The 13,108-nt window shown below is 40.1% G+C and carries 13 protein-coding genes, 3 tRNA genes and 1 pseudogene; 8 read left to right on the top strand and 9 right to left on the bottom strand.

Going from position 1 to position 13,108, the window contains the following annotated elements; genetic code table 11:
- Nucleotides 1-20: 20 nt before the first annotated feature.
- On the bottom strand, nt 21-674 hold the full coding sequence (locus E4O01_RS08965) for a response regulator transcription factor (RefSeq protein WP_253691834.1): 654 nt from the start codon (nt 672-674) through the stop codon (nt 21-23).
- Nucleotides 675-787: 113 nt separating this feature from the next.
- On the opposite strand from E4O01_RS08965, the gene E4O01_RS08960 reads away from it, so the two are divergent.
- Genes E4O01_RS08960 through E4O01_RS08940 form a run of 5 tightly spaced genes read left to right on the top strand, consistent with a single transcriptional unit; the run spans nt 788 to nt 3,983 of the window.
- Nucleotides 788-2,008, top strand: coding sequence for a mechanosensitive ion channel family protein (locus tag E4O01_RS08960; protein WP_253691832.1), 1,221 nt, complete (start codon nt 788-790; stop codon nt 2,006-2,008).
- A gap of 23 nt (nt 2,009-2,031) precedes the next feature.
- Nucleotides 2,032-2,502: a flagellar basal body-associated FliL family protein gene (locus tag E4O01_RS08955; RefSeq protein ID WP_253691831.1), complete on the top strand. Its 471-nt coding sequence runs from the start codon at nt 2,032-2,034 to the stop codon at nt 2,500-2,502.
- An 18-nt stretch (nt 2,503-2,520) separates the two neighbouring features.
- A complete protein-coding gene (locus E4O01_RS08950) occupies nt 2,521-2,877 on the top strand; it encodes a hypothetical protein (RefSeq protein ID WP_253691828.1) in 357 nt (118 codons plus the stop codon).
- On the top strand, nt 2,870-3,511 hold the full coding sequence (locus E4O01_RS08945) for an RNA polymerase sigma factor (RefSeq protein ID WP_253691827.1): 642 nt from the start codon (nt 2,870-2,872) through the stop codon (nt 3,509-3,511). Before E4O01_RS08950 ends, E4O01_RS08945 begins: the two co-directional genes overlap by 8 nt.
- Nucleotides 3,501-3,983 carry a hypothetical protein gene (locus E4O01_RS08940; protein WP_253691825.1) on the top strand — a complete coding sequence of 161 codons (483 nt, stop codon included), beginning with the start codon at nt 3,501-3,503 and terminating at the stop codon, nt 3,981-3,983. Before E4O01_RS08945 ends, E4O01_RS08940 begins: the two co-directional genes overlap by 11 nt.
- Nucleotides 3,984-3,986: 3 nt before the next feature.
- On the opposite strand, the gene E4O01_RS08935 is transcribed toward E4O01_RS08940, so the two are convergent.
- The gene (locus tag E4O01_RS08935) at nt 3,987-4,913 is read right to left on the bottom strand and encodes a M23 family metallopeptidase (RefSeq protein WP_253691823.1); all 927 of its coding nucleotides are present in this window, start codon (nt 4,911-4,913) and stop codon (nt 3,987-3,989) included.
- Between the two features lie 162 nt (nt 4,914-5,075).
- On the opposite strand from E4O01_RS08935, the gene E4O01_RS08930 reads away from it, so the two are divergent.
- Entirely contained in the window at nt 5,076-5,735 is a 660-nt protein-coding gene (locus tag E4O01_RS08930) for a PAQR family membrane homeostasis protein TrhA (RefSeq protein ID WP_253691822.1), read from the top strand.
- A 24-nt stretch (nt 5,736-5,759) separates the two neighbouring features.
- Here the strand turns inward: E4O01_RS08930 and E4O01_RS08925 are convergent.
- From E4O01_RS08925 to E4O01_RS08910, 4 genes and pseudogenes are all read right to left on the bottom strand, one after another.
- Nucleotides 5,760-7,369, bottom strand: a pseudogene (locus tag E4O01_RS08925) (AAA family ATPase).
- 78 nt (nt 7,370-7,447) lie between these two features.
- Nucleotides 7,448-7,521 (bottom strand) — tRNA-Ile (locus tag E4O01_RS08920).
- Between the two features lie 61 nt (nt 7,522-7,582).
- Nucleotides 7,583-8,407: a DUF4097 family beta strand repeat-containing protein gene (locus E4O01_RS08915; protein ID WP_253691820.1), complete on the bottom strand. Its 825-nt coding sequence runs from the start codon at nt 8,405-8,407 to the stop codon at nt 7,583-7,585.
- Nucleotides 8,388-9,128 (bottom strand): YggS family pyridoxal phosphate-dependent enzyme, encoded by a 741-nt coding sequence (locus E4O01_RS08910; RefSeq protein ID WP_253691818.1) that lies wholly within the window; start codon nt 9,126-9,128, stop codon nt 8,388-8,390. Before E4O01_RS08910 ends, E4O01_RS08915 begins: the two co-directional genes overlap by 20 nt.
- A 112-nt stretch (nt 9,129-9,240) precedes the next feature.
- Here E4O01_RS08910 and E4O01_RS08905 point away from each other — a divergent pair, with 112 nt between their 5' ends.
- Nucleotides 9,241-10,776 (top strand): sigma-54-dependent Fis family transcriptional regulator, encoded by a 1,536-nt coding sequence (locus E4O01_RS08905; RefSeq protein WP_253691816.1) that lies wholly within the window; start codon nt 9,241-9,243, stop codon nt 10,774-10,776.
- Nucleotides 10,777-10,830: 54 nt separating this feature from the next.
- Here E4O01_RS08905 and E4O01_RS08900 read toward each other — a convergent pair.
- From E4O01_RS08900 to E4O01_RS08890, 3 genes are all read right to left on the bottom strand, one after another.
- Nucleotides 10,831-10,904 (bottom strand) — tRNA-Arg (locus E4O01_RS08900).
- Nucleotides 10,905-10,918: 14 nt separating this feature from the next.
- Nucleotides 10,919-10,991 (bottom strand) — tRNA-Pro (locus E4O01_RS08895).
- Nucleotides 10,992-11,052: 61 nt separating this feature from the next.
- Nucleotides 11,053-11,682, bottom strand: a complete 630-nt coding sequence (locus tag E4O01_RS08890) for a hypothetical protein (protein ID WP_253691814.1) — start codon at nt 11,680-11,682, stop codon at nt 11,053-11,055.
- 144 nt (nt 11,683-11,826) lie between these two features.
- Here E4O01_RS08890 and serS point away from each other — a divergent pair, with 144 nt between their 5' ends.
- On the top strand, nt 11,827-13,095 hold the full coding sequence (gene serS / locus E4O01_RS08885) for a serine--tRNA ligase (protein ID WP_253691812.1): 1,269 nt from the start codon (nt 11,827-11,829) through the stop codon (nt 13,093-13,095).
- The last annotated feature ends 13 nt before the right edge of the window (nt 13,096-13,108 follow it).

The raw sequence follows: 13,108 nt of genomic DNA, 5'->3' as shown, positions 1-13,108 counted from the left end.
GTAAATTGAAGATGAGTAATTTACACAATTCCGTTTTTAAAGGCAAAGGCTGCGAGCTGTGTTCTATCCGAAACAAAGGTCTTATCGAATATTACCGAAATATTGTTTTTGATTGTGCCTTCCGAAAGGCCCTGTTTATAGGCAATCTGTTTATTTGAAAGCCCTTCTGAGACGAGCCTTATAATTTCTACTTCCTTTTGGCTTAAGCCGTACTCATCTTGAATTTCTGTCAGGGTTTTTAAAACTCTTCCTTCAGCCTCTTCATGGTTTTCAAAAAGCATGGTTTTAGCGACTTCGGGGTTTATAACTATGTTCCCCGAAATTGCGGCCTTGATTCCGTCATAGATTACATCGGGAGAGCTGTCCTTTAAAAGATAGCCGGACGCTCCGTATTGAAGGGCTTTTTGAATGTATTCGGTATCGTTAAAGGTTGTAAGAATCAAAATCTTTGTATCGGGAAAATCTTTTTTTATTTTTTTTGCGGCTTCCACGCCGTTACATTCCGGCATTCTTATATCCATGAGGAGAAGTTCAGGCTTTTTTTCTTCGCATATTTTTAAAGCTTCATTTCCGTTACTGCCTGTTGCAACAACTTCAATATCGGGATAGGACTGAAAGATTATTTTTAAGCCTTCGCATATGAGCTTTTCATCGTCTACAATAGCTATTTTCATAAGGTTAATATAGCACAGTTTTGCAGACAAATCAATGACGGCTGATTTCGAAAGCTCTTTACATAAACCGCTTTTTTAACTAGAATTAAAAAAACTATTGTTTGGAGCAGGTTATGCAAAATTTGATAGACAACGCTCAAAGATGGCTTTCGGAATACCCCGTTAGAGAAGATATTTTTTGGCTTGTTTCTGTTTTGGTTATTTCGTTTATTCTTCATAAATTATTAAAGAAAATAACTACGGGAACGGTAAAAAAAATATTGTCCCGCCTTACAGCCAAAACAAAGAGCAAACTTGACGATTATATTTTCGATAAAATTCATGTAGAGCGCATCTCACTGATTATATATATCTTTGCTTTCAATTTTTTGTCGTTAAAATTAAGTTTCGGCGCACAGATTATGCAAAAACTTGCAAGCCTGATTTCCATATGGATAATAGTAAGGCTTTTGCACGGTCTTTTTGACGGGTTGACGGCCTATACCGAAAATGAACCTCGATTTGAAGGGAAGCCTTACCGCAGTTATATTCAGGTTTTTATCCTGATCGTTTATATTGCAGGTTTTATAATCGCTGCAGGAACAATCAGCGGAAAGTCTCCATGGTCTCTTTTAAGCGGAATAGGAGCCATGACGGCCGTTCTTCTTTTGGTCTTCCGCGAAACGATTTTGTCCTTTGTGGCGAGCTTGCAAATTTCTTCCTACGATTTGGTAAGAAGAGGAGATTGGATTTCCGTTCCCAAGTACGATGCCGACGGAGATGTTACCGAGGTCGCCCTGCATACGATAAAAATTCAGAACTGGGATAAGACAATTTCGGTTTTGCCTACAAGCGACCTTATGCAAAGCGGTTTTAAAAACTGGCGCGGTATGCAGGAAACGGGCGGAAGGCGTATCAAGCGTTCAATCTTTTTGGATGTTTCTTCCGTAAAATTTATGGATGAAGAACTTAGGCGCAGGGTAGGGAAGATTGAGCTTTTAAAGTCCTATTTTGCCGAGGTTGAAAGCGCCGACATAAGTGCCCAATACGGCAGCAATACCGAGCATCCTTTAAACGATAGAAGGCTTACCAATATCGGAACCTTTAGAATGTACGTTACGCGCTATCTTCAAAGCCTTGATTCTTTGAGGAAGGATTTGACCTTTTTAGTACGCCAGCTTGAGCCGGGTGCTACAGGAATTCCCTTGGAGATATATGTTTTTACCGCAACTACCAACTGGGGCGAATACGAAAAGATTCAGGCCGATATTTTTGACCACCTTTTTGCGGCCGTCCACGAATTTGACCTCAGAATCTTTCAATATCCTGTGGGCGGTTTTTTGACAAAAGATTAGAGGTTTTCAATTAGAGGGGTTGCATGGCTAAAAATAAACAAAAGAGCGTAACACTGTATCAATTTCTTAAATATGTACTTTTTGTTGTAATAGCAATTATAATTGCGGGTTCCGTTTTTTCTCTTTTTAAGAAAAAAGATTCCGGCGAGCCCTTAAATTCTCAAAGCCCCTCGGAGATTCGCGGAAAAAAAGCTCTTTATTCCGATTTGGGCAAACTTAGGATTCCTACAGCCGACGAATCAGGCGGAACACTTGTAGTTTTTCCTGTTTTGGAGTATAATTCTGATGATAAGGCTTTTGAAGAAGAAATTGTTCAAAAAAAAGAAAAAATCCGAAAAAGCATTATCGACTGGTTTTCACAAAAAACCGCCTATGAGCTTTATACGATGCCCGAAACTGAGGTAAAAAAAGAGCTGTTGGGCAATATAAATTCTTTATTGAATTTATCCCGCATAAAGCACATATATTTTAAAGAATTTGTTATTTTGGAATAAATTTTTTGAGGGTTTAAAATGAACGGACAACCTGTTGCTGCAGCACAAATTATAATCGCAGTCGTTCCCATAGTCGGCATTGTCATGGCCGGCGTTTTAATTTTTTTCTATTTATTTTGGCGCAATAAACAGATAATCTGCCAAATTCAAACCAAAACCTATGTTCCCATAAAATTCAATTTATCGGGTTTTTGTCTTATTTCGGGCATTCTTTTATTTATGATAGGCAGTGTTTTGACTGCTTTATTTGCGATAATGGACGGAATGAGTTATGTACTTTTGGGAGGGCTTGTTCCCTTAAGCTGCGGTACCGGCCTTTTGGTATATTACGCAGTTTCGTCAAAATCCGAAAAGAGGAAATTAAAAGATGATTAAATTTTCCGGTTTCCTCAGAAAAGAATCTCCCGAAGCCTTACAAGACCGACTTTTGTGTAAGGCTGTGCTTGCCGGAAATACCGAGGCTTTCAGCATAATCGCTTCAAAATACCAAAAACGTATCTACTCTTTGGGATTGAGTTTTTTTAAAAATCATGATGATTCCGAGGATTTTGTACAAGATATAATGCTTAAAACTTTTTCGGCTCTGCCTAAATTTCGGGGAGAATCTTCCTTTTCTACATGGCTTATGAGGATTGCCTATAATTCGGCGATAAACTCGGTTAAACGCAAGAGAGAATTCGTTTCCGCCTTTGACGATTTTGAGATAAAAACCAATGACCTTACACCTGAAGAAAGGCAGATTCAAAATTGTGTAAAAAATGCAATCAGACGTGCAGTAAATGATCTGCCCGAAAAATATAGAATATGTATAGACTTGTACTTTTTTTACGATATGGCCTATGCCGATATAGAGTCCGTTACGGGAATCCCTGTAAATACGATCAAGTCCCATATTTTCCGCTCAAAAAAAATATTAAAGACTGAGCTTGAAAATCAAGGAATTCACGGCCGGGAGGAGAGCCCTTCATATCCTGTTTTGTTTAAATTGAATTTAGCCTATGACATGTAATGAAGCCATTAACCGCTATATGATGCTTGATAAGCATGAAGCGGTTCCTTTTGCAGTCACTTTTCATCTTTTGCGGTGTAAAAAATGCCGAAGCCTTATCCGGGCTTTTACGCAAGCCTCTGATTTATATACGTCTTCCTTTAAGACCAAGGGAGATGAATCTCTGACAGAAAAAACAATGTTAAAAATTCAGGCTGCAGCTCCTGATCTTTTGAGTTTACAGACAGAAAAATATGAATTGACAAATGTAAGTATTTTACCTTGGGCTGTTGTAGGCATATTGATGATTATAGGGCTTGCCTGCATACCCTTTACTGCCATAGGGAAATGGGCCGCAGAAAACTTTAAACTTAGTTTTGTTATTCCTTTTGTTCTTGTTTTTGCCGTTTTTGTGAGTGTTTACTCTGCAATTTTTGTTTACCGTAATCTTGATTTTTTTGTAAAGAAATTCGATTTAAAAGAAAAAATTTAAATTTTAGTAGTGCCAGACTGCTGTCGGATTTATTGTAGCTCCGTTTTTGTAAACCGTAAAATGAACATGAGGTCCCGTACTTCTTCCCGTAGTTCCTACTGTTCCTATTTTGCTTTGGGCAGTAACGTATTTTCCTCTGGATGTTAGAATGGAATTCATATGACCGTAAAGGGTTTGGTATCCGGAATGGTGTCTTATTATTACGTAATTACCGTATACATTGCTATAGCCCGTTGCAACAACCGTACCTGCAAGGGTCGCATAAATGGGAGCTCCCTTATAGGTCGCAAGATCGATGCCGTTATGGAAACTTCGTCTTCCGGTAAACGGATCCCGTCTCCAGCCGTAACGGGATGTTACTCTGTATCTTCCGCGGATGGGAGATTTAAAAAGATCTCCGTTTATTTCTTGTAAGGTTACCCAGTCAAGTTTTGCATCCGGTAAAAATACAACGGCCCCGGCCTTTAAAATATTGTTATCCGAAATATTATTTACAAGAGCCAGTTTTTCGAGCGAGATTTTATATGAATCGGCCAGTTTTTCGGGCGTATCTCCTCTTTTTGCGGTATATACGATTCCGTCCATCGAAGGAATTTTTAAAAGCTGTCCTATCTGAAGACTTCTTGTATTTCTGAGTTTGTTTAGGCTTATAATTGCATCTTGACTTACTCCATGGCGGAAAGCAATTTCTCCTACCATGTCTCCTCTTTTTACTGCATATACCGTGTAATCCAAAGGAGGAAGTTTTATATCCGAAATTTCCTCGTCAGGTCGAAAAGTGGGAAGCCTTGTGTCGCCTCCGCCCATTCCGTTGTCCAACGAATTCTGAGATGAACCAACAGGGCTAAAAATATCTAGAGCAAGATAGGCTGTAGTGAGAACCAAGAGAAAAACCGTTATACCTGCAAACAAATAGTAAGTTTTTTTCATTTAAACCTGCAAAACGTTTTAATAGTTATCGGCAAAAAACCGTAATTTATTCAGTGATATCCGCTAAATTATAATAAAAAAAACAAAAAAATGCAAGGTGATAGGTAATTTTAAGATGTATTTGTTCTGCAACCTTAAACCTTTTAAACTGTCTAAACAATTATGAAAGAAGAAGATAAAAAAATTAAACGCAGATATTCTATAGGCGAAGAAATTGCAAATGCAGTAACCCACGGCATAGGGGCAGGTCTTTCGATTGCAGCCCTTGTGCTTTTAATTATAAGGGCAGCTCTTTATGCTCCGCAGGATTTGAAAGCCGGTTACATTGTGGGCTTTACAATTTTCGGTGCATCCCTGATAATTCTCTACCTTTTTTCGACCCTTTACCATGCTCTTCCCTTAAAGGCAAAAAAAGTATTCGGCATCTTTGATCACTGTTCAATCTATGTGCTGATAGCCGGAACATACACAGCCTATTGCCTTTCGGCACTTCACGGGGCCGTCGGCTGGACTATCTTCGGTATTATCTGGGGAATGGCCGTCCTAGGTATAGTCTTATACTCGATATTCGGAAGTAAGGTGAGAGTTCTATCGGTTATTACCTATATTCCCATGGGCTGGCTCATCATTTTTGCGGCGAAACCTTTAAAAGAACAGCTGTCCCTTTTAAGCTTTAAGTTTTTACTTATAGGCGGAATTCTTTACACTGCCGGCTGTATTTTTTATGCAATGAAGAAGGTAAAATGGGCTCACAGCATCTGGCATCTTTTTGTTATGGCCGGTAGCATAATGCACTTTTTTTCGCTTTATTACAGTTTATAAATTTTTTAGTTATTTACATATTTTTTATAGTTTTTCGCTTAACCACTCGCCCACGGTACCTTCTTCAGGATTAAAGCTGACGCCGATAAGCACAACCATTTTGTTTTCGGCCTTGTACCTTTCGGCATAGTTTTTTTCTTTGATTGTTTTAAGGCGGTTTCTGCACTTTCCCTTAATTTAAACTCAAAGATATAGATTGTCTTTTCGGTTTTTACAACGCAGTCCGTTCTACCCATTGATGAGGGCGTTTCTATCTCGACAAATTGCCCCATCAAAGCAAAGATCAAGTAAACACAGACTTGAAAATTATGCTCCTTCAAAGCAATGCTTTCACCGCTTTCTTTTTTTACGGTATCGTAGGGAAGGCTCGCCATTATCGACTTTAGCCTTTGCATAAATTCGTCCACCCTTCCGGCCCTTAAATCTTTTGTAAACTGAACCACATTAAAAGATGTATCGATAAAATTTATATTTGAATATTCGGGTAAAAGATTATATAAAAATCCGTAACGCACTTCTTCATTCGGAAAACCAAGGTTGTACATCTTATATTCTTTATCGTAGCCTTTTATGGTTAAATAGCCGGACTGAAACAAGACCGGTATAATCGAATCTACGCCGGCCCTGTAATCGGATAGAAAGGCAGAATTCATCTCCACATTTCCGTCCAAGTCGGGAATGTTATAGTCCGCTCTTTTTAACTCGTTTACCAAAAAGGTGGGAGTACCCGTTGCAAACCAATAATCTGCAAATTGTTTTGAAAAAAATACATTGAGCAGGCTAAATGGATTATACATTGCTTCACTTCCGTAAGAAAAACAATAACCGTCATATCTTTTCTTTAAGGCTAGAAGACAATCCTCATAGCTTAACTCGTTTCGTTCGGCTAGGGTCTCTATTTCGGGTCGAAAAGTTTCCTCTAATTCTTTTTGAGTCAGTCCGCAGATAGACGAAAATTCAGGATTTATACTTATGTCGTTTAGGCTGTTTAAGTCGCTGAAAATGCTGACCTTGCTGAATTTTGTTACCCCTGTTAAAAAGGCAAAACGTATTGCTTGGTCTGCTGTTTTTATAACTCCGAAAAAGCCCTTTAATATTGTCTTATAGGTTTCATTTAGAGCAGCATCCTTCCACATAGTATGAAGAAGGGGTTTATCATACTCATCGATGAGAATAACGGTCTGCCTTCCGGTTTTTTTGTAGGCTCGGTGTATGAGGCCGAAAAAGCGTTCGGCATGGGTATTTTCGGAACCGCTCTTGCCGTATAGTTCTTCCCACCTGCATAGATGATTATTTAAAACGCTTTCAAGGTCTTCCCTTGTTTCATACTTTGCAAGATTAAAGTCCAAATATAACACGGGATATTCTTGCCAAATTTCTCTTTTTTCTTTTTCGGCTTCTTCAAACTTTTCGATTGCCAAGCCCTTGAACAATTCTTTTTTGCCCAAAAAATAGGCTTCCAATGTTGAAAGAAAAAGGCTTTTCCCGAATCTGCGCGGACGGCTTAAAAAGTATACCTTACTTGCATTAGTAAGACGGAAAACATATTCGGTCTTATCTACATAGAGGAATTCTTTTTCACGCAAGTCTTTAAAACTCTGTACGCCTATCGGCAGTTTTCTGGTAAAGTCCATCATAAATAATAGTCTAGCATAAGGTTTGACTGCTTGTCAATCGAGGAAAAAACAATGGAAATTTAAGGATTAAAAAAGTGGGCCCAGCTGGACTTGAACCGGCGACCCGCGGATTATGAGTCCGCTGCTCTAACCAACTGAGCTATGGGCCCTTAAAAGAGTTTTGAGTATATCAAAAAGTTTAAAACTTGTCAATCGGTAAATTAAAATTTGTCAGGGTAAACTTGTGCTTGTTTTAGGTAAAAAATTTGCCTCGTTATCTACTAAATTGGGAGAAAGTTTGGGACCGAACTCGCTGACGCCGTATTTATCGAATTTTTCTCTCGGCTCTTTTAAGGGAGCCGAAAAGCCTAAGTCTATGTCCGAAAAAGAAGCGCTCATCGAGATAAATTTTTTAGGTTTTGGAGGCGAGAGAGCTAAGAGCCTATTGGTGTATGCCGCTCCTGCATAGATGAATTTTTCGCATTTTTGCTGGGTTACAAAGAGGTTGCAGTGCTCTTTTTCTTCGGCTATCTCAATTTTTGCCTTTGAGGTGTTTAAACAAAAATCGGCTGCAGTTACAATGCCGTTATTAAAGGTGAGGCTTCCGTTTGAAAGGGAAATCAGACTGTTCTTCAGCCGAGAATTTATTACTTTCACCGAATTAAAATTTCCCGAGACCGAAAAATGGACGGCCTTTATGCCTTCAATTTTTATGGAAGAATGAGATGCTAAAACTCTGCACGATTCGAGTAAAAAATCTTTTGGAACATAGATAAAGAGCTTTCCGCTTGCAGGCCTTATCTCGGTAAACCTCAACTTTTTTTTATGCTCAACTATCGAAAGTTTTGTGCCCGGCTTGAGTTCCGTTCGATAGGCTATTGTGTCGCCGTCATAGCTGCTTATAAAAACATCCACCTCAGAAACGGCCGCTTCTATATTTACAACCCTCTTTTGCATCCTCGTTAAATTTTCAATATTTTGAGAAAAAAGGGCGGAGCCGTAAAAAAGAGAAAAAAAACATAAACCTAAAAAAAGCTTACACTTCAACCTTTGCATTTTCGTTCCAATAATAGGAATCGGGATAGTTTCGTTTACCGAAAATTGCCGTACCAACCCTGATTTGGGTCGAGCCTTCTTCGATGGCAACTTCGAGATCTCCGGTCATGCCCATAGAAACAACATCCATGGAAACATTCGGAATCTTCTTTTCGGTAATCTCCTTGCGGATTTTTTGAAGGAGTTTAAAACAAAGCCTTACCTTATCCATATCATCGGAAAAAAGCCCTATTGTCATAAGGCCTTTTATGTTTAAGCAGGGAAGTTTTGCAATTTTTTCGGTAAGATCGAGCGCTTCTACAGGCTTACAGCCGAATTTGCTTTCTTCTTCGGAGGTGTTTACCTGTATAAGAATATCTATGCTTTTTCCTTCAGCTTCAAGTCTCTTACTAAGTTTTTCGGCCAAGTCAAGCCTGTCAACGGACTCAATGCAGTCGGCATATTTTATAACGTCTTTTATCTTATTGGTTTGAAGGTGGCCTATAAAGTGGGTTTCATGCTTTACCGATGAAAGGTCCTCGTATTTTTCGCACAATTCCTGAACCTTGTTTTCGCCGATTAAAAGTTCGCCGTATTCGAAGGCCTTTAAAATGCGCTCAGGCGTAACTGTCTTTGTGGCCATAAGAAGTCTTACCTCTTTCGGATCCCGTCCGCAAGCCTTACAAGCGGCTTCCATTCGTCTATGTACTTCTTCCAAATTTATTTTAATATCGTCTTTCATAATTCCCCCATAAAATCTTCTGTATAATATTCTATCCGAATTACACTTCTTGTTCAATCCTGCAGGTAAATCCTTTTGACAAAGATTGATAATGAGGGTATAATCGCAGAGTATGAACAAGGCTATATCAGTTTTAAACAAAACCAATCCCATCTCTGCAGAACAAGTATTGGAGCTTATTCTTGAAGCTCTAAGAGAGCTGGTCGATTATGAGCTTGCCGTTGTGATGGGGTTTGAAGATAAAAATGTTCTAAAGGTAAGAAAGGCTATAGGTCCGCTTTCTTCAAAATTACTGAACAGTTTTACAATCAACCTAAATATGCGGAAAGATATAGCCAGAATTTTAGATGAAAGAAAGGCTTTTTTGTTTGATGAAAATATTCCGCATGTGGATACCTATGACGAAATAATCGAAATGCCCGAAAACCATTCTTGTCTGGTGGCTCCTCTTTATATGGGAGACAGGGTTATAGGAATGATGACCTTGGATCACCGGATGTGCTCAAAATTCACACCCGAAATTGTACGCTTTGTTTCTACAATTTCAAAGCTTATTTCGGTTGCCTTGGTGCAAACGGATGCTTCTCAATCTTTGATTAAAAAGACCGAAAGTCTCTTGCTTGAAAGAAATGTTTTGCTCCAATCCTCGGATATTTTTAAGGATATGGTTGGAACTTCCCGGGCTTGGACTACGGTTTTGGACTCGATAAAGCTGGTTGCGGCCTCGGATGTGCCGGTTTTAATTTCGGGAGAAACGGGAACAGGAAAGGAACAGGCCGCCCGCACCATTCACATGCTTTCCAACAGGGCAGAAAAACCCTTTGTTCCCGTAAACTGCTCGGCCCTTGTGCAAAGTCTTGCCGAAAGCGAAATCTTCGGGCATGAGAAGGGGGCTTTTTCGGGGGCGGCGGCCTTGCGGAAAGGAAGGTTCGAGCTTGCCGACGGCGGTACCCTCTTTTTGGACGAGGTAGGGGACTTGCCCTTCGACCTTCAGCCCAAGCTTTTGCGTGTTCTTCAAGATGGAAAATTTGAGCGCGTCGGCGGGGAAAAGCCTGTTTCTGTGGATGTACGCATAATAGCCGCAACAAATGTCGACTTGGCCGAGGCCGTTGCGATGAGCCGCTTCCGTGAAGACCTCCTTTACAGGCTGGATGTTTTCCCCTTGAGGCTTCCGCCTTTAAGAGAGAGAGGCGACGACACGGCCCTCTTGGCCGAACACTTTATTTCGGATATACGCAAGCGGAAAGGTTTTGAAAACACGAGCCTTTCTATGGCCGCTATCGAAAAGCTTATGGCCATGCCCTGGCACGGAAATGTCCGCGAACTTAAAAATGTTGTAGAAAGAGCTGCTATTCTCTCGCAAGGCGGAGAAATTCCTGCCGAGCACCTGGTACCGGGAACAAGGGAGACCTACGTTTTAAGCGAAGTGCAAAAAAGGCCCGTAAAAGCCGCCGACAATAAAGAGGTTGGAGATAAGGTTTTGCCCGAAGAAATAAAGACCTTTGATGAGGCCCAAATCGAAATTATAGAAAGAGCTCTTTCAGCCTCAAACGGAAAAATTTACGGCAAAGACGGAGCCGCAGCTCTTTTAGATCTAAAACCCGGAACCCTCCAAAGTAAGATGAAAAAGCTCGGCATAAAGTATTAAAAAAGCCGATTAAGTAATTTTGTTCTTACACAAAACTTCTTAATCGGCCTTGAACGGGACCGGAGGGACTCGAACCCCCTACCTACTGCTTAGAAGGCAGTTGCTCTATCCTGATGAGCTACGATCCCAAGACTTGTAAGGATCGGGATGGAGGGATTTGAACCCCCGATCTTCTGGTCCCAAACCAGACGCCTTAGCCCCTAGGCTACATCCCGATGCGAGTGAACATAATACGCAAAAAGAGCATCAATGTCAATACCTAGGAGACAAGGTTTTTTATAATCTTACTTTTAATCCGAGTTTTATATTTATCGATTTTGCTAAATCGGGAAGTGTATTGGATTGTATGTTTCCTGAATTTGTGGAATTACCTACTTTTCTTGACCAATTTCCCGCTACGGGCTTATAGTATATTGCCGAAGCTCCTGCATACATTCCAAATTTTCTTGTGAACATATAGGAAGCGGTAAAATTTATTCCTCCGCCTATATTGAAATAACTAGTTGTTACTGTGGTGCTTCCTTCCGGCCAGCTAAAAACGGAACCGCCGAAGGCGAAGGCTCCTCCCAACAAAAGGTTAAAACCTTTTCCGGGCTTAAATACATAGCCTACTCCCAGCATTGTGTCATTTACAAACGTATTATTAAAGGCAAAGGTGGTGTTCGCAAAAACCTCCCAGTTTTTAGGAAGAGGATAGGAAATCCCTATGTTGACGCCTCCTAAGCTTTTTGATCTTATTCCATGATGCCTAAAACCGTCATGAGCATAATTTCTGCCGATTCTATGCAGCTGATGGTTGGTATAAGCTGCTCCTACTTCCAAATTTAAGCCGATTGATTTTGCCGTCAGCATACCGGTAAAAATTAATGCAAAAGCAAGACAAACAAAAAATATTTTCTTATTCATAAAATACCTCCAAATAAATAAAAATGTATTTCTAAGTATACTCAAGTATCCGATAATTCTAAAAAATTGTCAAGCCGGCCGGTAAATTGTTACGGCTAAATCTTAAGTCTTGACAGAATTTAAAATAAGAAGTACAATTTTACCATGTTAGATTACAAATTTATTAAAGAAAACCTTGAAGCCGTAAAACAAAATATTAAAAATCGGCATATGAATGCAGATGCCGATAAGGCTGTGGATCTGTACGATAAGCGGACTGCTCTTGTAACTTCCTTGCAGAATTTGCAAAAAGAAAGAAATGATAATTCCCACTCGATGAAACAAAAACTTAGTCCTGAAGAAAGGCAAAAGTTAGTCGATCAAGGGAAGACTATAAAAGAAAAAATTGCCCAAGTTGAATCCGATTTGGCTGAGGCAGAAAAAAACCTGCACGAAGCCGTAAGTAAAATTCCGAATATGGCTCATCCCAAAGCTCCCGTCGGTAAAGAAGATTCCGACAATTTGGAAGTGAAGCGCTGCGGTACCGTTCCGCAATTCGGGTTTGAACCCAAAGATCACGTCCAGATCGGACAAGATTTGGATATAATCGATTTTGAAGCAGGAACAAAGGTTTCAGGCGTTAAATTCTATTTTTTAAAAAACGAAGCGGTATTTTTAGAGCAAGCTCTAATCATGTACGGGCTTAACATATTGAGAAAACATGGGTTTAAACCCTTTATTACGCCTGATGTTGCAAAGGAAGAAATTTTATACGGCATCGGTTTTAACCCCCGCGGCGAAGAATCTAACGTATACTCTCTTGAAGGGGAAGGTTCCTGTTTGGTGGCAACGGCCGAGATTACACTCGGAGGTTATCATGCCGATGAGATAATAAAAAAAGAAAACTTACCTTTAAAATACTGCGGTATTTCTCACTGCTTTAGACGGGAGGCCGGAGCTGCAGGTCAGTTTTCCAAGGGCCTTTACCGTGTTCATCAATTTTTAAAACTCGAAATGTTTGTCTATTGTACTCCGGAAGAATCGGATGCCCTCCATGAAGAACTCCGTGCGATTGAAGAAGAAATATTCAATGGTTTAGGAATTCCCTTTAGGGTTGTAGATACCTGTACCGGAGACCTCGGTGCTCCCGCTTACAGAAAATGGGATTTGGAGGCTTGGATGCCCGGAAGAAACGGAGGAGAGTGGGGTGAGGTTACTTCGACTTCTAACTGTACCGATTATCAGGCACGGCGGTTAAACATACGCTACAAAGACGATGACGGTAAAAATAAATTTCTTCATACCTTAAACGGAACTGCCATTGCCATGTCCAGGGCGATGATAGCTATATTGGAAAACTATCAGCAAGCTGACGGCTCCGTAAAGATACCTGAAGCCCTTGTTCATTATTGCGGTTTTGATAAGATATGTTAAAATAAAAAAGCCG

It is taken from the genome of Treponema sp. OMZ 790, from assembly GCF_024181285.1.
Lineage (GTDB): Bacteria > Spirochaetota > Spirochaetia > Treponematales > Treponemataceae > Treponema_B.
Note: the sequence above shows the minus strand (reverse complement) of the source record. Positions and strands in the feature narration are given on the sequence as shown.